At 69.7% G+C, this 19,427-nt stretch carries 19 protein-coding genes; 8 read left to right on the top strand and 11 right to left on the bottom strand.

What is annotated here, in order from left to right; genetic code table 11:
* Positions 1-126: 126 nt before the first annotated feature.
* Complete coding sequence (locus tag ESG85_RS14135; RefSeq protein ID WP_128979113.1) at positions 127-687, top strand: GPR1/FUN34/YaaH family transporter; 561 nt, start codon at positions 127-129, stop codon at positions 685-687.
* Positions 688-867: 180 nt separating this feature from the next.
* Here ESG85_RS14135 and glmS read toward each other — a convergent pair whose 3' ends face one another.
* Positions 868-2,685 (bottom strand): glutamine--fructose-6-phosphate transaminase (isomerizing), encoded by a 1,818-nt coding sequence (gene glmS / locus ESG85_RS14130; protein ID WP_128979111.1) that lies wholly within the window; start codon positions 2,683-2,685, stop codon positions 868-870.
* An 86-nt stretch (positions 2,686-2,771) separates the two neighbouring features.
* Positions 2,772-3,047, bottom strand: a complete 276-nt coding sequence (locus ESG85_RS14125) for a hypothetical protein (RefSeq protein ID WP_128979109.1) — start codon at positions 3,045-3,047, stop codon at positions 2,772-2,774.
* A gap of 154 nt (positions 3,048-3,201) precedes the next feature.
* On the opposite strand from ESG85_RS14125, the gene ESG85_RS14120 reads away from it, so the two are divergent.
* Positions 3,202-4,887, top strand: coding sequence for a beta-N-acetylhexosaminidase (locus ESG85_RS14120; RefSeq protein ID WP_128979107.1), 1,686 nt, complete (start codon positions 3,202-3,204; stop codon positions 4,885-4,887).
* 63 nt (positions 4,888-4,950) lie between these two features.
* Here the strand turns inward: ESG85_RS14120 and ESG85_RS14115 are convergent, their stop codons facing one another.
* Both ESG85_RS14115 and ESG85_RS14110 read right to left on the bottom strand, forming a co-directional pair.
* Positions 4,951-5,160: a DUF397 domain-containing protein gene (locus tag ESG85_RS14115; RefSeq protein ID WP_128979105.1), complete on the bottom strand. Its 210-nt coding sequence runs from the start codon at positions 5,158-5,160 to the stop codon at positions 4,951-4,953.
* Complete coding sequence (locus ESG85_RS14110) at positions 5,157-5,996, bottom strand: helix-turn-helix domain-containing protein (RefSeq protein WP_128979103.1); 840 nt, start codon at positions 5,994-5,996, stop codon at positions 5,157-5,159. Before ESG85_RS14110 ends, ESG85_RS14115 begins: the two co-directional genes overlap by 4 nt.
* A 95-nt stretch (positions 5,997-6,091) precedes the next feature.
* Between ESG85_RS14110 and ESG85_RS14105 the strand changes: the two genes are divergently transcribed.
* Positions 6,092-6,541: a hypothetical protein gene (locus tag ESG85_RS14105; RefSeq protein WP_128979101.1), complete on the top strand. Its 450-nt coding sequence runs from the start codon at positions 6,092-6,094 to the stop codon at positions 6,539-6,541.
* Between the two features lie 120 nt (positions 6,542-6,661).
* Here the strand turns inward: ESG85_RS14105 and ESG85_RS14100 are convergent, their stop codons facing one another.
* The 6 genes from ESG85_RS14100 to ESG85_RS14075 form a co-directional block, all read right to left on the bottom strand.
* Positions 6,662-8,446: an IucA/IucC family protein gene (locus ESG85_RS14100; protein WP_128979099.1), complete on the bottom strand. Its 1,785-nt coding sequence runs from the start codon at positions 8,444-8,446 to the stop codon at positions 6,662-6,664.
* Positions 8,443-9,042, bottom strand: a complete 600-nt coding sequence (locus ESG85_RS14095) for a GNAT family N-acetyltransferase (protein WP_128979098.1) — start codon at positions 9,040-9,042, stop codon at positions 8,443-8,445. The genes ESG85_RS14100 and ESG85_RS14095 overlap by 4 nt, the downstream gene beginning before the upstream one ends.
* Positions 9,039-10,322 carry a lysine N(6)-hydroxylase/L-ornithine N(5)-oxygenase family protein gene (locus ESG85_RS14090; protein WP_128979095.1) on the bottom strand — a complete coding sequence of 428 codons (1,284 nt, stop codon included), beginning with the start codon at positions 10,320-10,322 and terminating at the stop codon, positions 9,039-9,041. The genes ESG85_RS14095 and ESG85_RS14090 overlap by 4 nt, the downstream gene beginning before the upstream one ends.
* Entirely contained in the window at positions 10,309-11,772 is a 1,464-nt protein-coding gene (locus tag ESG85_RS14085) for a pyridoxal phosphate-dependent decarboxylase family protein (protein WP_128979093.1), read from the bottom strand. Before ESG85_RS14085 ends, ESG85_RS14090 begins: the two co-directional genes overlap by 14 nt.
* A 235-nt stretch (positions 11,773-12,007) precedes the next feature.
* Positions 12,008-12,859, bottom strand: coding sequence for a siderophore-interacting protein (locus ESG85_RS14080; RefSeq protein WP_128979091.1), 852 nt, complete (start codon positions 12,857-12,859; stop codon positions 12,008-12,010).
* A 3-nt stretch (positions 12,860-12,862) separates the two neighbouring features.
* Positions 12,863-13,918, bottom strand: coding sequence for an ABC transporter substrate-binding protein (locus ESG85_RS14075; protein ID WP_128979089.1), 1,056 nt, complete (start codon positions 13,916-13,918; stop codon positions 12,863-12,865).
* 346 nt (positions 13,919-14,264) lie between these two features.
* Between ESG85_RS14075 and ESG85_RS14070 the strand changes: the two genes are divergently transcribed.
* The 5 genes from ESG85_RS14070 (at position 14,265) to ESG85_RS14050 (ending at position 17,135) form a co-directional block, all read left to right on the top strand.
* Positions 14,265-14,456, top strand: a complete 192-nt coding sequence (locus ESG85_RS14070) for a hypothetical protein (RefSeq protein ID WP_128979087.1) — start codon at positions 14,265-14,267, stop codon at positions 14,454-14,456.
* Positions 14,443-14,964, top strand: a complete 522-nt coding sequence (locus ESG85_RS14065) for a DUF6879 family protein (RefSeq protein WP_128979085.1) — start codon at positions 14,443-14,445, stop codon at positions 14,962-14,964. The genes ESG85_RS14070 and ESG85_RS14065 overlap by 14 nt, the downstream gene beginning before the upstream one ends.
* On the top strand, positions 14,961-15,791 hold the full coding sequence (locus ESG85_RS14060; protein ID WP_128979083.1) for a helix-turn-helix domain-containing protein: 831 nt from the start codon (positions 14,961-14,963) through the stop codon (positions 15,789-15,791). The genes ESG85_RS14065 and ESG85_RS14060 overlap by 4 nt, the downstream gene beginning before the upstream one ends.
* A 309-nt stretch (positions 15,792-16,100) precedes the next feature.
* Positions 16,101-16,544 (top strand): glycine-rich domain-containing protein, encoded by a 444-nt coding sequence (locus tag ESG85_RS14055; RefSeq protein ID WP_128979081.1) that lies wholly within the window; start codon positions 16,101-16,103, stop codon positions 16,542-16,544.
* Positions 16,545-16,622: 78 nt separating this feature from the next.
* Positions 16,623-17,135 carry a hypothetical protein gene (locus ESG85_RS14050; RefSeq protein WP_181019033.1) on the top strand — a complete coding sequence of 171 codons (513 nt, stop codon included), beginning with the start codon at positions 16,623-16,625 and terminating at the stop codon, positions 17,133-17,135.
* A 1,130-nt stretch (positions 17,136-18,265) separates the two neighbouring features.
* On the opposite strand, the gene ESG85_RS14040 is transcribed toward ESG85_RS14050, so the two are convergent.
* Positions 18,266-19,426 carry an acyl-CoA dehydrogenase family protein gene (locus ESG85_RS14040; RefSeq protein WP_128979077.1) on the bottom strand — a complete coding sequence of 387 codons (1,161 nt, stop codon included), beginning with the start codon at positions 19,424-19,426 and terminating at the stop codon, positions 18,266-18,268.
* Position 19,427: the final 1 nt, after the last annotated feature.

The raw sequence follows: 19,427 nt of genomic DNA, 5'->3' as shown, positions 1-19,427 counted from the left end.
ACTCCCTTGTTCCGGCCATAATTTCGGCCTTCCTCAGGTGAATTGTGTGCTTGTGAAGGGTACATAAATGGTCACCGGAACAAAGCGGCCCAAGCAGTACAACTGCACACCTGAAGGGAGCCCGCCGTGTCCAACGACGCCACCGCGGGAAACAGCACCTCCACCCTCGGACACCTCGCACTCGGACTGACCCTGCTGGCCTTCGGCATCGGCTCCACCGGCGTGGTCGACCACGTCGGCGCGGCGGACGCGGCCGGGCTCGCGACCTGGGTCGGCGGGGTGACCCTGTTCCTCGTCGGCCTGCTCGCCCTGCGCGCGGGCAGCACCGGCGAGGGCACGGCCTACGCGGCGCTCGGCGCCTTCTGGTTCACCTGGGGAACCGGCGTCGGCGACAGCGGCTCCGCCGAGGCCGCCGGTCTGTTCCTGCTGCTGTGGGCGCTCCTCGCGCTCACCCTGACCATGGCGTCGGGCGGCAGCGGACTCTTCGGACAGGGCGTGTACGGACTGCTGTTCGTCGCCCTGCTGCTGCTCGGCATCGGCGCCCTCGCCGACAACTCGGGCCTCGGCAAGGCGGGCGGCTGGGTGGCCGCGGTGGCCGGCCTCGCGGCCTGGTACGGCGCGACGGCGGCGGTGGCCGGCTGGCCGACCTCGCTGGCCCGCGGCTCCCGCGCGGCGGCGGCGAGCTGATCCGTAGCCGTAGCCGTACGCGTACCCGTACGCGTAGCCGGTGCGGCGACGGTACGGCAGTACGCACGAAGACAGCGGTCCCCGTGCTCCTGGGAAGCACGGGGACCGCTGCGGTGTCCGGCCGACGCCGGGGGACAGGCCCGGCGGGCGGGGGTCCGGGGGACAGGCCCGGAGGCCCCGCTACTCGACCGTGACGGACTTGGCCAGGTTCCGCGGCTTGTCGATGTCGCGGCCCATGGCGAGCGCGGTGTGGTACGCGAAGAGCTGGAGCGGGATGCCCATGAGGATCGGGTCGAGCTCGTCCTCGTTCTTCGGCACGACGATGGTGTGGTCGGCCTTCTCCTGCGGCTGGTGCGCGACCGCGAGGATGCGGCCGCTGCGGGCCTTGATCTCCTCCAGTGCGGCGCGGTTCTTCTCCAGCAGGTCGTCGTCGGGGACGATGGCGACCGTCGGCAGGGCCGGCTCGATGAGGGCGAGCGGGCCGTGCTTCAGCTCGGAGGCCGGGTAGGCCTCGGCGTGGATGTAGGAGATCTCCTTCAGCTTGAGGGAGGCCTCCAGGGCGACCGGGTAGCCCCGGACGCGGCCGATGAACATCATCGACTGGGCGCCCGCGTACTCGGCGGCCAGCTTCTCGATCTCGTCCTCGGACTTGAGGATCTCCTCGATCTGGCCGGGCAGCTTGCGCAGGCCCTCGATGATCCGCTTGCCGTCGGTGACGGACAGGTCGCGGATGCGGCCGAGGTGCAGGGCCAGCAGCGCGAAGGCGACCACCGTGTTGGTGAAGCACTTCGTGGAGACGACGCAGACCTCGGGACCGGCGTGCACGTAGACGCCGCCGTCGGCCTCGCGGGCGATGGCGGAGCCGACCACGTTGACCACGCCGAGGACGCGGGCGCCCTTGCGCTTGAGCTCCTGGACGGCGGCGAGCACGTCGTAGGTCTCGCCGGACTGGGAGACGGCGATGTAGAGGGTGTCGGGGTCGACGACCGGGTTGCGGTAGCGGAACTCGGAGGCCGGCTCGGCGTCGGCCGGGATGCGGGCCATGCCCTCGATGAGGGAGGCGCCGATCAGACCGGCGTGGTACGAGGTGCCGCAGCCGAGGATCTTGATCCGGCGGATGGAGCGGGCCTCGCGGGCGTCCAGGTTGAGGCCGCCGAGGTGCACGGTGGAGAAGCGGTCGTCGATCCGGCCGCGCAGCACGCGGTCGACCGCGTCGGGCTGCTCGGAGATCTCCTTGTGCATGTACGTGTCGTGGCCGCCCATGTCGTACGAGGCGGCCTCCCACTCCACGGTCTCCGGGGTGGCGTTGGTGGACGCGCCCGAGGTCGTGTAGGTGCGGAAGTCGTCGGCCTTCAGGGTGGCCATCTCGCCGTCGTCGAGGGTGACGACCTGGCGGGTGTGGGTGACCAGGGCGGCGACGTCGGAGGCGACGAACATCTCCTTCTCGCCGATGCCGAGGACGACCGGGGAGCCGTTGCGGGCCACCACGATGCGGTCGTTGAAGTCGGCGTGCATCACGGCGATGCCGTAGGTGCCCTCGATGTGCTTGAGCGCCTCGCGGACCTTCTCCTCCAGGGAGTCGGCCTGGGAGCGGGCGATCAGGTGGGTGATGACCTCGGTGTCGGTCTCGGAGGCGAAGACGACGCCCTCGGCCTCCAGCTTGGCGCGCAGCTCGGCCGCGTTGTCGACGATGCCGTTGTGGACGACGGCGACCTTGTTCTCGGGGTCGAGGTGCGGGTGGGCGTTGACGTCGCTCGGCGCGCCGTGGGTGGCCCAGCGGGTGTGCGCGATGCCGGTCGTGCCCGCGAAGCGCTTGGGGACCCGGGCCTCCAGGTCGCGGACCCGGCCCTTCGCCTTCACCATCTTCAGGCCGGCGGCCTTCGGGCTGGTGACGACGATGCCGGCGGAGTCGTAACCCCGGTACTCGAGCCGCTGAAGTCCTTCGAGCAGCAGGGGAGCGACGTCGCGCTTGCCGATGTAACCGACGATTCCGCACATAAAGGTGTCAGTCCTCCAGAGTCAGTGGAATGTGCCCGGCCGGGTGACCGAGGGGGTCGGAGCCCCGGGCGGCGGGGCCTCGGGGATCAGCCGTAGACGATGCGGCGCAGCTGCCGGAGCGAGAGCTCGGGTGGCGCCACGGCGCGGTGCGGCAGCTCGGCCGCGATCCGCTCGAAGATCTCGGCGTTGACCGCGCCGCCCGACTGCAGTTCGCGGTGGCGGCGGCGGACGAAGTCCTCGGTCGACTCGTCGAAGTACGCCAGCACGTCGAGGATCACCCGGGCGGCCTCACCGCGCTGGAGCGCGGTGCTGCGGACCAGATGGTCGATGAGGTCGTCGTGCGACGGTCGGCGTTCGAGCACCCGTGAATACTGAGGGGTGCCGGAGGTCTATGGCAAGAATCCTGCCCGATTTCGGGCAGGAGGGGGCGGAAGAGTGCCGCCGGATGGGCTAATTGGTCTACACCTTGACCCGCGATGGGGCAGACGGTACGCATGGTGACCGTTCGGATACGCCATGCCCGCAGTCGACCCCCATCGAAGGGACAAGCCTGTGCGACCGCGCAGAACGTTTCCGCTCCTCCTCTCCTCCCTGCTCCTCGCCGTCGGGCTCCCCGGTGCCACGGCCGCCGTCGCCGGAAGCTCCGGCGCGCCGGCCGGCGCAGCCGACCCGGCCGCCGCCGATCGGGCCGCCGCCCCGGACGTCCGGCCGCTCGGCGACGTCGTGCCCGCCCCCGCCTCCGTGACGCCCGGCGGCACGCCGTACACCCTCGGGCCCGCCACCGCCGTCCGCGTCGGCTCCGGCGACCGCGCGACCCGGGAGATCGGCCGCTACCTCGCCGGAGTGCTCCGGCCCTCCACCGGCTATCCGCTGCCCGTCGTCGACGAGCACGCCGCCCGCGGCGGCATCCTGCTCCGCGTCGACCGCCGCGCCACCGCGCTCGGCGAGGAGGGCTACGAGCTGCGCTCCGGCCGCGGCGGCGTCACCCTCACCGCCCACGAGCCCGCCGGACTCTTCCGCGGCGTGCAGACCCTGCGCCAGCAGCTGCCCGCCGCCGTCGAGAAGCGCACCGTGCAGGCCGGGCCCTGGAAGATCGCCGGCGGCACCGTCCGCGACACCCCGCGCTTCGCCTACCGGGGCGCCATGCTCGACGTCTCCCGGCACTTCTTCACCGTCGACCAGGTCAAGCGCTACATCGACCAGCTCGCCCTCTACAAGATCAACAAGCTGCACCTGCACCTGAGCGACGACCAGGGCTGGCGCCTCGCGATCGACTCCTGGCCCCGGCTGGCCGCGTACGGCGGCTCCACCCAGGTCGGCGGCGGCTCCGGCGGCCACTACACCAAGGACGACTACCGCGAGATCGTCCGCTATGCCGCCTCCCGCTACCAGGAGGTCGTGCCCGAGATCGACATGCCCGGCCACACCAACGCGGCCCTCGCCTCCTACGCCGAGCTCAACTGCGACGGCGTCGCACCGCCGCTGTACACGGGCACGAGCGTCGGCTTCAGCTCCCTGTGCGTGCCGAAGGAGATCACCTACGACTTCGTGGACGACGTCGTCCGCGAGCTCGCCGCCCTCACGCCCGGCCGCTACCTCCACATCGGCGGCGACGAGGCCCACTCCACCAGCCACGCCGACTACGTCGCCTTCATGGACCGGGCCCAGGCCGTCGTCGCGAAGTACGGCAAGACCGTCGTCGGCTGGCACCAGCTGACCGGCGCCCGGCCCGCCGCCGGCGCGCTCGCCCAGTGGTGGGGCCTCGACCGCTCGTCGGCGGCGGAGAAGGAACGCGTCGCGGCCGCCGGCCGGGCCGGGACCAAGGTGATCCTCTCGCCCGCCGACCGCGCCTACCTCGACATGAAGTACACGAAGGACACACCGCTCGGCCTGTCCTGGGCGGGCTACGTCGAGGTCGAGCGGTCCTACGACTGGGACCCGGCGACCCTGCTGCCGGGCCTGCCCGAGTCGGCGATCGCGGGCGTGGAGGCACCGCTGTGGACCGAGACGGTCTCCACGAGCGCCCACATCGACCACATGGCCTTCCCGCGCCTGCCGGGCATCGCGGAACTGGGCTGGTCGCCGGCCGCCACGCACGACTGGGAGTCGTACCGGCCGCGGCTGGCCGCACAGGGGCCGCGCCTGACCGCGCTGGGCGTCGACTTCTACCGCTCGCCGCAGGTGCCGTGGCCGACCGAGTAGCCCGTACCCACGGGAACGCCCGACCGGGGAAACCCGGCCGGGCGACTCGCGCGGGCACGCGGATCAGGCGTTGCCGAACCCGCTGTCCTTGACGCCGGCCACGAAGACCGAGAAGGCGGTGGCGGCGACCCGGAGGGCGGGGCCGGCGGGGCGCTTGGAGTCGCGGACGGGGACGATGCCGTGGAAGGCGGCGAGGTTGGTGGCGACCTCAATGCAATTGCCGCCGTTGTCGCTGTAGGAGGACTTGAACCAGCGGGGGGATTCGGTCGTCACGAGGTGCCCTTTCGTGCTTCTTGGATCGCGGCCACGGATTCCGCCTGAGACAGCGACTCGGCCTGGAGCTGATGGTAGGCCGTCAACATGGGCACCACGGAGGTGATTTCCCGGTCAAGATGCCCCTGTGTCTGTGACTCGGCATAGCAGACCACGGACCGGTCCGCGAGGGTGAGCAAGTTGACTGGCAGGTTGAACGTGCGGCGCTCTCCCATGGTGAACGGAGCGATCTGAAGCAGGCTGTTGGGGTGGTCCGCGAACTCGACGAGCCGTTCCAGCTGGGCGCCCATGACTCTGTCGCCGCCGACGGGTCGCCGGATGCAGCTCTCGTCCATTACCAGGAAGATCATGGGCGGTTGAGCCCGCTCAAGTGCCGCTTGACGCGCCGCCAGAAAGGCGATGCGCTCATCGGCCTGGTCGGCGGTGATAGCCCCTCGCTTCACGGCGCTGTATGCCAGCACCCGCGCGTATTCCGGGGTCTGCAGCAGTCCGGGGACGATCCCGATCTCGTACAGCCGGATCTCCACTGCCCGGCCCTCGTAGCCCACGTACTCCGGGAAGCCCTCCAGCAGCACGCCGTGTCGCATGTCCTGCCACTCGCGTTCGAGCGACTCGCTGGTCCCGGCGAGGCCGAAGACCTGATCGGCTCTACGCGAGAACGGCAGGGTCGGCGGTTTGCGGCAAGTTTCGACCGCGGAGATGTGTTGGCTGGTGCAGCCCATGGGTCCGGCCAGGGCCTCCTGGGTCCAGCCGCGTTCTTCCCGCAGCCTGCGCAGATGAGCTCCGTAGGCGGCTTGCGGGCTGGAGTCCGGCCGTAATTCCTTGCGGTTGACCACAACTCATCCTTCGGATCGGACTAGTTGAAGGGAACTCGACTGTAGTTCACGCTGGGCACCCCTGGTAGTGATTCAGCTACGGAGAGGAGCGACCCGTGTCCGTACGCGCCGTCCCCCCGACCCCGAAGGAGCCCCCGCCCGGCCCCGTCGCCGGCGAGTTCGTCGCAGACGTCAGCAACGGCGTGACCCGGCTCGGCAGGGTCACGCGCCACGAGAGTGGCAGCGTCTACGTGCGGCCTGTCGGCGGTGGCGCCGAGTGGGCCGTTTCGCCCGGAAACCTGCGGCCGCCCACCGAGGGGGAGTGGGCGAGTGTCCGGATCCTCGCCAACCCCGTCCCTCCCGTGCTCGTCCTCTCCGCCGACCACGAGCTCCGCCCCCGCCCCGTGCCGGTCCCGGGCTGCACGGCGTGCGCGCACCTGGTCCAGTGGTTCGACCGCTACATGGGCACCGGCCCGCAGCACGACGAATCCGCCGCCGTCGACTGCGTCGTGGAGATCCGCAACCACCCGCACGACCCGCCGAAGATGCGCATCGTGAAGCCCTGACGTCCCGGGCGCTCGTCGCGTGCCCGCGCGGGGCACGGGACTCCTGCCCCTACCCGGAAGAGATGAGAGCCCCGGCGGAGGACCGTACTCCGGCGGGGCTCACATCGGTTCGGGGGCGGGTCAGGCGAAGCGTGCGATCGGGTTCACGAGGTCGCCGACCAGCTGGAGCGCCGCCGACGGGTCCGCCAGGTCCACCATCTGCTTGTTGTTGCGCAGCTGGAGGCGGTTGAGCGCGGACAGCGCGAAGGTCTCCGTGAACATGTCGTACTGCGCGAACCGGTCCGCCAGCTCCGGGCGGGAGTCCTGGTAGCCCCGCACGCACTCCGCGACCGTGCGCCAGAAGTCGTCCTCGCCCACGACGCCCTCGGCGGCCAGGGTGGCACCGAGGAAGCGCAGGAAGCAGTCGAAGACGTCCGTGAACACGGAGAGCAGCTTCATGTCCTCCGGGACCTCGGCCCGGATCCGCTCCACGGCCGGCGGCAGCACCGCGGCCGGGTCCATGACGCAGATCTCCTCGGCGATGTCCTTGAAGATCGCCCGGGACACCGCGCCCCGCTCGTCGAGGACCAGGATCACGTTCTCGCCGTGCGGCATGTAGACCAGGTCGTACGCGTAGAAGCAGTGCAGCACCGGCAGCAGGTAGGCGTCCAGGTAGCGGCGCAGCCACTCCGTCGGTGCCAGGCCCGACTCCTTGATCAGGGCGCCGGTGAAGGACGCGCCCGCGTGGTCGACGTGCAGCAGCGAGGCCATCGTCGCGAGCCGCTCGCCCTCGGCGAGGGACGGCACCGGGGACTCGCGCCACAGCGCGGCCAGCATCTTGCGGTAGGGCGAGTAGCGGTCGGTGGCGGCCTCGTACTCGAGGTGCCGGTAGCCGACCGCCGCCCGCTCGCGGATGATCGAGAAGCGCGCCGCCTGGAGGACCGGGTCGGCCTCGATCAGCCCGGCCAGCCAGTCGTTGATGGCGGGCGTGGCCTCCATGTAGGCGGCCGAGAGGCCCCGCATGAAGCCCATGTTGAGGACGGACAGGGCCGTCTTCACGTAGTGCTTCGCCGGGTCGGTGGTGTTGAAGAAGGTGCGGATGGATTGCTGCGCCAGATAGGCGTCGTCGCCCTCGCCCAGGTACACGAGCCGCTGCTGGGCGACCTCGGCGGCGAAGGTGACGGCCATCTTGTTCCACCACTGCCAGGGGTGCACCGGCATCAGCAGGTAGTCGGCCAGGTCCAGGCCGCGCTCGGCGAGGGCGGCGGCGAAGCCGTCCACCGTCGCGTCGCCGAGCTCGGCGCGGATGAAGGAGTCGTACGCGATGTCCTTGCCGGCGGTGAAGGTGGTGCGGTCGCGGTGCGCGGCCAGCCACACCAGGTGGATCGGCCGGGCGGCCTCGGGGGCGTAGGCGCGGTACTCGTCGACGCCGAAGCCGAGCCGTCCGTTGTTGGCGACGAAGCAGGGGTGGCCCTCGGTCATCCCGGTCTCGATCGCCTGGAAGCCGGCCCGGGCCAGCTCGGCGGAGCCCACGCGCGGCTTGGTCGCCTTGAACGCGGTGCCGGCCAGCGTGGAGGAGATCTCCTCCAGGTAGACCGGGAGGATCTCGTCGCTCAGGCCGAGCGAGCCGCGCAGTTCGGTGATGAACTGCAGGGCGTCCAGCGGCAGCTGCTCGCTGCCCCGGTGCCGGCTGATGGACTCCGGGTAGACCTGCCAGTGGTCGAGCGCGAAGCGGTCGGCGGTGAAGCGGTACTCGGTGCGGCGGTCGTCGCTGAGCACCCGGTAGCGGCTGTCGCCGAGCTCCTGCGGGTCGAGCAGCCGCTCGTGGATGAACTCGGCGAGGCCCTTGCGGATCAGGGCGCGGTTGGCGTCGGCCCAGCGCTCGGGCGTGAGGTGGGCGACGGGGCTGTCGGCGGAGGCGTTCACGCGGCCACCTCCACGGAGGACGCGGCGGTGCCCTCGGAGGCCGTACGGGAGCCGGCCGTGAGGCCCGTCGCGGCCTCGAAGGCGGCGCGGGTGCAGAAGCTGAGCAGGGCGTTCTTCTCCGGCTTCCGGATCTCCCGCTCGGGTGTGAACCCGACGGCCTCGTTGAGCGCGTGGACGGCGGTGTTGCGGACGTCGGGCTCGACGACGACGCGGGCGGTGGCCGGGTCGGCGAACAGCTCGGCCATGACGGCGGTGATCACCGTACGGGTGAAGCCGTGCACGGGGGTGTCGGTGGGCGCGACGAGGAAGTGCATGCCGACGTCGCCGGGCAGCGGCTCGTACAGGCCGACGAGCTCGACGTGCGCGGGGTCGTAGCGCTCCATGAGGAAGGCGGGCTCGCCGTCGACGAGGCCGATGAAGGCGTCGTGGTGCGGGTTCGCGGCGATCGCCATGTACTCGCGCTCGACGTCCTGGAGCTTGAAGTCCTGCATCATCCAGTAGGTCGCCTTGGGGTGGGTGACCCAGGGGTGGATGAGCTCGGCGTCCTTGAGCGGGTCGTACGGGCGTATGCGGATGTCGGGGGTGCGGGGGGTCATACGGCGAACTCCTGGAACGCGATGGTCTTCTCGACGGGGTAGTACTCGCGACCCAGCATCTCTCCGATGATGTAGGCGTTCCGGTACGGGCCCATGCCCAGGTCGGGCGAGGTGATCGAGTGGGTGTGGACGCCGGCGTTCTGCAGGAAGACCGCGCGGCCGGTGGTGTCGACCGAGTAGTTGCGGGCCACGTCGAAGCGGCCCTGGGAGTCCCAGCGGAGGCGGTCCGCGACCGGCTCCAGGAAGGCGGGGACGGTGTACTTGTAGCCGGTGGAGAGGATCAGGCCCTCGGTCTCGATCGCGAAGTCCTTCTCCTGCTCCTCCTGGCGGAAGCCGAGCGTGTACGTGCCGCTCGTCTCGTCGTACGCGGCGGAGTGCAGCGCGGAGTTGGTGAGCAGCCGGGTGGGGACCGGGCCGGCGAAGTTCTTCTGGTAGAGCAGGTCGAAGATGGCGTCGACGAGGTCGCCGTTGATGCCCTTGAACAGGCCCTTCTGCTCGCTCTCCAGGCGGTAGCGGGTCCGCTCGGGCAGCGCGTGGAAGTAGTCCACGTACTCCGGCGAGGTCATCTCCAGGGTGAGCTTGGTGTACTCCAGCGGGAAGAAGCGCGGGGAGCGGGTCACCCAGTTGAGGCGGTAGCCGTGGACGTCGATCTCGCTGAGGAGGTCGTAGTAGATCTCGGCGGCGCTCTGGCCGCTGCCGACGATCGTGATCGACTTCTTCTTCTGCAGCGCTTCCTTGTTGGGCAGGTAGCGCGAGTTGTGGACGAGGTCGCCGCCCAGGCCCCGGCAGGCCTCGGGGACGTACGGCGGGGTGCCGGTGCCGAGCACGATCCGGCGGGCGCGGAAGGTGTCGCCGGCCTCGGTGGTCACCGCGTACTCCTCGGCGGACTCGTCGTACGAGACCGAGGCGACGGTGGTGGAGAAGCGGATCGAGGAGAGCTGCGCGGCGGCCCAGCGGCAGTAGTCGTTGTACTCGGCGCGCAGCGGGTAGAAGTTCTCGCGGATGTAGAAGGAGTAGAGCCGGCCCTTCTCCTTCAGGTACTGGAGGAAGGAGTACGGCGAGGTCGGGTCGGCGAGGGTGACCAGGTCCGACATGAACGGCGTCTGGAGGTGGGCGCCCTCCAGGAACATCCCGGAGTGCCATTCGAAGTCCGGCTTGGACTCGAGGAACAGGCCGTTCAGCTCGTCGATGGGCTCGGTGAGGCAGGCGAGGCCGAGGTTGAAGGGACCGAGCCCGATGCCGATGAAGTCGTACGCGTCGGTCGTCTCAGGCGTGGACAAGGTTCTCTCCCAGGTACTGCTCGGCGTGGCCGGCTATCAGATCGAGGACGGCGGCGATGTCGGCCACGGTCGTCTCGGGGTTGAGCAAGGTGAACTTGAGGTACTGGCGGCCGTCGACCTTCGTGCCGGCCACGATGGCCTCGCCGGAGGCCATCAGGGCCTTGCGGGCGTGGAGGTTGGCGCGGTCGACGTCCTCGGGCGAGGTGACGTCCTCGGGGACGTAGCGGTAGACGAGGGTGGACAGCTGCGGCTCGACGACCACGTCGTAGCGCGGGTCGGCGGCGAGCAGCTCGAATCCGGCCCGGGCCAGGTCGCAGACCTCGTCGAAGAGGCCGCCGATGCCGTCGGCGCCCATGACGCGCAGGGTCAGCCACAGCTTGAGGGCGTCGAAGCGGCGGGTGGTCTGCAGGGACTTGTCGACCTGGTTGGGGATGTGCTCGGCGAGCGCGCGCCGGGGGTTGAGGTAGTCCGCGTGGTAGGTGGCGTGGCGCAGCGTGGCGCCGTCGCGGACCAGGACGGCGGAGGAACTCACCGGCTGGAAGAAGGACTTGTGGTAGTCGACGGTGACGGAGTCGGCGCGCTCGATGCCGTCGAGGAGGTGGCGGCGGGTCGGCGAGGCGAGCAGTCCGCAGCCGTAGGCGGCGTCGACGTGCATCCAGGCCCCGTACTCGGCGGCCAGGGCGGCGATCTCCGGCAGCGGGTCGATGGAGCCGAAGTCGGTGGTGCCGGCGGTGGCGACGATCGCCATCGGGATCAGGCCCTCGGCCCGGCAGGCCTCCAGCTCGGCGGCGAGGACGACGGACTGCATGCGGCGGTCGCGGTCGACGGGGACGGAGACGACGGCGTCGCGGGAGAGGCCGAGCAGGGTGGCCGACTTCTGGACGCTGAAGTGGCTGCACTCGGAGGAGAAGATCCGCAGTTTCGCCAGGTCGTCGGTGCCGGGGCGGCCGTCGCGGCCGAGCCGGGCCTCCTCGCGGGCGATGAGCAGCGCCTGGAGGTTGGACTGGGTGCCGCCGCTGGTGAACACGCCGTCGGCGAGCGGACCGAGGCCGATCCGGCCGGCGGTCCAGTCGACGAGCCTGCGCTCGATGAGGGTGCCGCCGGCGCTCTGGTCCCAGGTGTCCAGGGAGGAGTTGACGGCGGACAGGACGGCCTCGCCGAGCACCGCCGGTATCACGACGGGGCAGTTGAGGTGGGCGAGGTAGCGCGGGTGGTGGAAGTAGACCGCGTCGCGCAGGTACACGTCCTCCAGCTCGTCGAGGGCGGCGGAGGCGTCGCCGAGCGGCTTGTCGAGGTCGACGGCGTCGACGACGGGCGCGAGCTCGGCGGGGGTGACGCCGGTGAACGGGCCGCGCGCGGTGGCGAGTTTCCTCGCGACCCGGTCCACTCCTTCGGTGACGGAGCGTCGGTACGACTCCGCCGTCGCGGCGTTGAGGAGGTGGGAGCGCATGTGGGGCCCTTCCGGGGAGCGGACTCGGTCGGTCTAGGTAAGGTTAGCCTAACCTAAATTCTTCGCACAACGGCCCCCCGACCTCAGTGGGTCGGGGGGCCGTTCGAACCCGTGGACGGGTGGGGCGGGACTACGCGTCTGGTGGGGCGGGGTGGGCCTAGGCCTCTTCCTGCGTCTCGTCCGTCTCGTCCGGGGTCTCGCGCAGGGCATCCCGGGACCGTGGGGCGGGGTGGGCCTAAGCCTCTTCCTGCGTCTCGTCCGGGACCTCGCGCAGGGCGTCCTCGGACAGGCCCTTGCGCCAGTACCCGACGAACGTCACGCGGCGCTTGTCGATCCCGCGCTCGCGCACGAAGTGCCGGCGCAGCGCCTTCACGGAGCCGGACTCGCCCGCGATCCACACGTAGGGCGACTCGCCGGGCAGCCCGGCGCCCGCGATCGCCTCGACGGCGGACGGCGCGCCCTCCTCCCGTACCAGCCAGGTGACGGTCGCGTCGGCCTCGGTCGCGAGCTCCACGCGGTCGCCGGAGTACGGGACTTCGAGGTAGACGTGGGCGCGGGTCTCGGCCGGCAGCCACTCCAGGATCGCGGAGACGGCGGGCAGTGCCGTCTCGTCGCCCCAGAGGAGCACGGAGTCGGCGTCCGCGGGCAGCTGGAAGCGCACCCCGGTGTTCTCGGCCACGGCGGGGCCGAGCACGACGACCTTGTCGCCTGCCGTGGCCTGCTGGGCCCAGCGGCAGGCGGGGCCGCCGTCCTCGTGTACGGCGAAGTCGATGTCGACCTCGTCCACCGGGGAGGTCCGCTGCGCGCGGACGGTGTACGAGCGCATCACGGCCCGCTCGTCGTGCGGCATGGCCCGGTAGGCGCCGAGGATCGCGTACATGTCCGGGTCGTCGAGCGGCGGCAGCACCGGCGCGTCCTGCCCCGGGTGGGGCAGGAACAGCGAGAGCGACTGGTCGCGGCCGCCGGCGGCGAAGCGCTTCAGGTCCTCACCGGTGAAGGTGACGCGGACCAGGGACGGGCCGAGCCGCCGCGTCCGGTCGACCTGGAGGGAGAAGAACTGGAACGGGGCGGTCTCGGCGTTCGTCACGGGTCAGGACACCTTCTTGGCGTTCTCGAGGGCCTTGGCCAGGTCCTCCAGGAGCGGGGCGCACTTGGCGTACGAGTAGATCGGCTCGGTGACGCGCGGGAACACCTGGCCGGCCTTGACGGCGGGCAGCGCGGCCCAGGTCGGCTTGGCCTTCAGGGCCTCGGGCTGGAGGGCGGAGGTGCGGTTGTCGAGGAGGATGACGTCGGCCTTGTACTTGTCGACGTTCTCCCAGCTGAGCAGCTCGAACCAGCCGGTCGGGTCCAGCTTGTCCGGGACGATCAGGTCGACGCCCAGCTCCTGGAAGAAGAGGGTGTCGGTCGGGCGGGCCGGGGCGGAGACGTAGAAGGTGTCGGGCGCGCCGGAGCCGATGAGGACCTTGATGCCCTTCTTGGCCTTGGCGGCCTTGCGGACCCGCTCGGCGGCGGCCTCGAAGCGGGCCTTGTCCGCCTTGATCCGGTCGCTGGTGACGTCGGCGCCGAGCGAGGCGGCGAGGTCGACGTGGCGCTGGAGCACGGTGGGCATCGACGTCCCGGCGGCCCACAGGGCGACGCTGGGAGCGATCTTGAGGATCTTGTCCTTCTGCTCCTCCGGGACGTACCAGAGGGCGTCCTTCTCCCACATGTCCGTGATGAGGACCTCGGGCTGGAGCTTGAGGTACTCCTCGATCTTGAACTCGCCCCAGACGTTGCCGAGGACGGTGACCTTGTCGATGTCGAGGTCGCCGGCCTGGACGTCGGCCTTCTTCGTCTTCGTCTTGGGGTCCTCGACGTAGGTCGGGCCGAAGACGCCCTTCACCTCGATGCCGAAGTCCTTCAGGGCGGCGGCCATGCCGGTGAAGGCGACGATGTTCTTCGGCGTCGCCGCCGTCTTCACCGTCTGGCCGCGGTCGTCCTTGAACTCCCAGGCGCCGGACTTGCCGGAGGCCGAGGGCTTCGCGGAGCCGCCGTCCTTCGCGTCTTTCCCGCCGCACGCGGCGAGCGCGGCGCCGATCCCGAGGGCGCCGCCCGCGGCAAGCAGGCCGCGACGGGTGAGGGAGGTGGCTCGGGCGGTGCTGGGCATGGCGGAGTCGCTTTCGGTACGTGCCGGGCCGGTCGGCTTCCGGAGGGTCGCAAAAAAAGGGGGGGTGAGGTAGGTAAGCCTTACCTCATGGCGAGCAGGTTAGCCTACCCTCACTTGGATCAACAGCCCCGGGGTGACCCGAAAGCGACGAAGGCCTGCCACCTCCGGTCGGGACCTCCGCGAGACGGGTCCGGCTCCGGCCGTCGAATGCAGGAGCGGTCGGGCCCTCTGATGGAGTGACGGAGGCGGTTTCCCGTTCTTTCAACCGTGATCCCTTGCCCCTTGTGCCGTGTCCTCGGGAGCATCGAACTCGGCATCAACCAGACGGAGAGGGGAACCGATCGGCATGCAGGTGACCAAGCTCGTCAGTACGTGCGACCTCAAGGATTGTCCGACGATCTACGCGACCGATCGTGGGACGTTTCTCGTGCAGGGGGAGACCCCGACCGACCACGGGCTCAGAATTCCCGCTCACGAGACGCTGGTCGAGATCCCCGCGGAGCTGCTCAAGAAGGCCATTGCCGATGGGCTCGTCTAGGACGCTCGGCGACCTCTTCGACTCGTTCGAGCGGGAGGCGTTCCGCCTGGAGACCTTGGACGACTACAGCCGGTCCGGGAACACGGACGCCTATGAGTTGTTTCGGGCGGGAGAGCCGCAACCGGACGGATACAACGCCGAATGGGTGGCGGAGCTCCGGTCTCACACCGGCCGGGGCAAGCGTGTCTATCGCGTTCATGTCCTGACTCGACCGCTCACGGAGTATCTGCGCTTCGAGCTGGGCTGGGGGTACCGAAAGAACATGACCGGAGGGGAGGAATTCTTCATTCTCGACGTGACGGACGCGCCGAACCCGCTGGCCGGGGTGCCCGATTTCTGGCTCTTCGACTCGGCTGACACGGCAGTGATGGAGTACGACGAGCACGGTGCCTTCCGAGGTGCGAACGTGCTGCCGGTAGCGGAGACGGAGAGATTTCTTGTCTACCGGCAGGCGGCGCTTGCACACGCCGAGCCGTTCACCGACTGGTGGGCCAAGTACGGCAAGTGAACAACGCACAGTTGGGGGCGGCGCTGCGAGCTCTGCGTGAGGCATCCGGAAGGGAGGCCAAAGCAGTAGCCCGCAGCGCGCTCATGTCTCCGTCGAAGCTGTCGAAGATCGAGAACGCCAAGCTTCTGCCCAGCGCCACCGACGTCGAACGCATCCTTACGGCCATCGGTGTGTCCGCAGAGATCAAGGCAGAGTTCACAGAGGTCGCCAGGGCAGCCACCGCGGAGGCTACCGCCTGGCGGCTCCTCAAGCGTGCCGGCATCCACAAGGGCCAGGCCGCAGCCATGGCGCTCGAAGCCCAGATGACCACCTTGCGTCTGTTCCAGCCGGCCCTTGTGCCTGGACTTCTCCAGACGCCCGAGTACATCCGTGCCGTGCTCAGGCGCCATGAACTGAGTGTCGACGCGCTCAACCGAACCATCAGCGGCCGACTGGAACGCCAATCCGTCCTGTTCGACGGTTCCAAGACGCTTCGCTTCGTCATGACCGAGACCGCTCTTCGCTGGAAGATCGTCTCTCCGTTGATGATGGCTGCCCAACTCGACCGCATCATCTCTGTGTCGAGACTCTCGCACATCGACATCCGGGTCGTTCCACTGGCGTCTCGGCAGAACGACATCGCGAACCATGCCTTTGTCATTCGTGATGGCCGCATGGTCACGGTCGAGACGGTGCATGCCGAGATAGTGGTGACCGATCCACGTGACGTGACGACTTACGTTCGAAAGTTCGATGGATTCGCGTGTTCGGCACTTTCAGGCGACGAAATGCGAGCCCATGTAGAAGAAATTCGGGACGACTTCTTGAGGGAACGGGAAACAGGCTAGATGCGCTCGGCTGCCCGCAGGATTATCGACCTGTCGCGAAATCCAGGAGGCGGACGGTATGGCGAGAGCGGGAACGGCGTCGGCGGCGGGCACTCACGCCCGGCTGGTGGAATACGGCACGTACGCGCCTGAGGGGCAGATCTGTCCTGCGTGCAGGCAGGCGATCGAGCGGAATGAGCCGGTGCGGCGCGGCTATCGGCGTCCGGGAGACGCCGTGAATCTGGTCCCCGCCTACTGGCACACCGACAGGTGTCCCCAGCCCGCTGCGCCACAGCCTCCCATCACGCCTACCGAAGAAGGGACTTCCTCATGACGCTTGCACCCGAGAGGCCCGTCGCCCTGCGGCGCGGTCAGGACCTTGTGTCCCCTGAGCTGTTCGACAGGCTGACGGCGTTCTGCGCCGACGAGTACGGCATGGATGTGGGCAGGGCCGGTCGGGTCATGAACGAAGGCCTGGCGTTTCTGTGGGTGATGGGGGCGACCGAGAAGGGCGATGTGATGGCGCCCAGCCGGGATGTGGATCCGGCGTGGCACACGTTCATGCTCCACAGCCAGGAGTACGCGGAGTGGTGTGAGGAGCACTTCGGCCGGTTCCTGCACCACGCGCCGAACTCCAAGACCCGCACGACCGGTCTGATGCTCGACGTCATGGATCTGATCCGCGGCGCCGGGTTCGAGGTGGACAGGTCGTTGTGGGGGTTCGCGGCGGACTGCAACGCGCCGGCCTGCTGTGGTGACGGTCCGTGCTGCTGACCTGACCGACCCATCGGACACAGCGCGGCCCGGGTGTGGAGAAGACGTCCGGGCCGCGCTGCTATCGGAGTTGACGTTATGCGCAATGTCAGTGGTGCGGAAGGCCGGACGCGGACCTGTGCGTTTCCCCTGTTCGGTACCGTCTTCGGCTATGCCACGCATCATCTGGACGAGCGGAGGCTGGGGGAGGTCGGCATTGTCGGCCCGCTGACTCCGGGTGTGGACTGGTCGTGTCTGTGGCAGATGGCGTCTGCCATGAACAAGGACTCGGCGACCGAGGTCGACAAGGGCAGGTGGGTCATGCTGCAAGCTCACCGGGCCTTCGTCTGCGGTGACCTCCTCGCCCGCTGGGAGGCGGCGGGCTGGAAACTGGAGCCCGGCGGGCGACGCGTCGACTTCGGCGGCGCCTGGTGCAACCGGTACGAGCTGTGGACCGGGAACCTGACCGTTGAAGGCACCACACCGGACATGGTGGCGCCCAAGCCCACGACCTACACGGTTGAGGGACTGTCTAGGATCCGCCCTGGCCGATCAGGTCAGGCGTGCACAGGCGGCACAGTGTCTCGTCGCCCACGGGCCGGAACAGCATGACTTGGTCGTGTGCGCCCTCGCATTCCCGGGTCGAGGCGAGTCGGGCGGAGATCCCGGGCGCGGTGGGTGGTGGGGGCTGTGGCGGTGCTACGGGCGGGACTTCGCGGAGTAGGTACCGTACGAGCCCGCCGGGGCGGTGTACGGGCGTGCCGCCGGAGGGCAGGTTGCGGTGGATGTGGGCCTGGATGTCGGCGGGGCTGTGTCCGGCGCTGAGCCAGGCGGTGGCGAGGTGGGCGAGTTCCGTGCGCATGCCGGCCGGGATGCCGCGGAGGGCGGGGGAGAGGAGGGGGAGGCCGCCGACGAGGGCGCGGGCCTCTTCGCGGGCGTCGGGTACGGGTACGGGTACGGGTACGGGGGCGTCGGGGGCTGGGGCGGGGGCGGGGGCGGGGGTGTCGGGTGCGGGACCGGGGCCGGGGGTGTCGGGTGCGGGGCCGGGGGCGCGATCCGGCTCGGGCGGACGGTTGGAGGTGTCTTCGCCGGGGTCTTGCCTTGGATGACCGTCGGCGGGCGGGGGTGTCGGCTCACCGGCGGCCGGATTCGCGGGACTCGGTGAGGGGGTGACGGGGGCGGGTGTCCGCCCGAGCAGCTTGGCGGCTTCGCCCGCGCTCAACGGCCGGTTGGAGACCAGCTGTTGGGTCACCCACCGTCCACCGGGTCCTTGGACCCGCCGCTCGTGGACGAACCCTTCCTCCTTGAGCTGCCGCTTCGCGCGGGTGAAGGCGCATGCCCCGATCCGGGCACGTTCAGCCGTTCGGGAGAGTGATTCGCGGGCGCCGTCGGGAAGGGAAAGCTGCCAGGCCAGGAGGCGTACGGCGTCGGAGCTGAGGCGTGGGTGCCGGATGAGCTCGTGGGAGAACTGGGTGAAGCCGCGCGAGGGCGCGATAAAGTGCCGGTACATCACGGTGGAGCGCTTTCCACTGGTGGTCTAGGCCCTCGCGGATGGTTCCCGCCATCGCGGGGGCCGATTTGTGTGAACCGTACCGCACGCAGAGTGTCCGGATGGACGCGTTGTGTGAATATGCCACTTGTGGGTGACGGGCTCAGCATCGGACCCTGATGCGCCACGGCGTGCGAACGGCCCGCCGAGGCGTACTCGGCGGGCCGCATTCACATCAACCGTCGACCAGGGGTCAGCCGGTCACGCCCAACTCCCGGGCGATCAGCATGCGCTGGACCTCGCTCGTGCCCTCGCCGATCTCCAGGATCTTCGAGTCGCGCCACATGCGGGCCACCGGATACTCGTTCATGAAGCCGTAGCCGCCGTGGATCTGGGTGGCCTCGCGGGCGTTGTCGACGGCGACCGTGGAGGAGTACAGCTTCGCGATCGCCGCCTCCTTCTTGAAGGGCTCGCCCATCACCAGGCGCGAGGCCGCGTCGCGCCAGCCGATGCGGGCCATGTGGGCGCACGTCTCCATGTCGGCGATCTTGAACTGGATGGCCTGGTTGTCGGCGATCGGGCGGCCGAAGGCGTGACGTTCCTTCGCGTACTTCACGGACTCGTCGACGCAGCCCTGCGCGAGACCCGTCGCGAGCGCCGCGATGGCGATCCGGCCCTCGTCGAGGATGCGGAGGAACTGGGCGTAGCCGCGGCCCTCTTCGCCGAGGAGGTTCTCCACCGGGACGCGGACGTCGTCGAAGGAGAGCTCACGGGTGTCCGAGGCGTTCCAGCCGACCTTCGAGTACGGGGCGGCGACCGTGAAGCCCGGCGTGCCGGACGGGACGATGATCGAGGAGATCAGCGGCTTGCCGTCCGCCTTGCGGCCGGTGACGGCGGTGACCGTGACCAGACCCGTGATGTCCGTACCGGAGTTGGTGATGAAGCACTTCGAGCCGTTGATCACCCAGTGGTCGCCGTCCCGGACGGCGGTGGTGCGGGTGCCGCCCGCGTCCGAGCCGGCGCCCGGCTCGGTCAGGCCGAACGCGCCGAGCATCTCGCCCGCGCACAGCTTCGGCAGCCACTCCCGCTTCTGCTCCTCCGTGCCGAAGCGGTAGACCGGCATCGCGCCCAGCGAGACGCCCGCCTCCAGGGTGATGGCGACCGAGGAGTCGACCCGGGCCAGCTCCTCCAGGGCGATGCCGAGCGCCAGGTAGTCGCCGCCCATGCCGCCGTACTCCTCGGGGAACGGCAGGCCGAACAGGCCCATGCGGCCCATCTCGCGGACGATCTCGTACGGGAACTCGTGCCGCTCGTAGTAGTCGCCGATCTTCGGCGCCACGACGTCGTGGGCGAACTCCTCGACGGTACGGCGGAGTTCCTCGTGCTCTTCGGAGAGCCGGTGGTCGAGGGACATG

This window comes from Streptomyces roseicoloratus, assembly GCF_004117935.1.
Lineage (GTDB): Bacteria > Actinomycetota > Actinomycetes > Streptomycetales > Streptomycetaceae > Streptomyces > Streptomyces roseicoloratus.
Note: the sequence above shows the minus strand (reverse complement) of the source record. Positions and strands in the feature narration are given on the sequence as shown.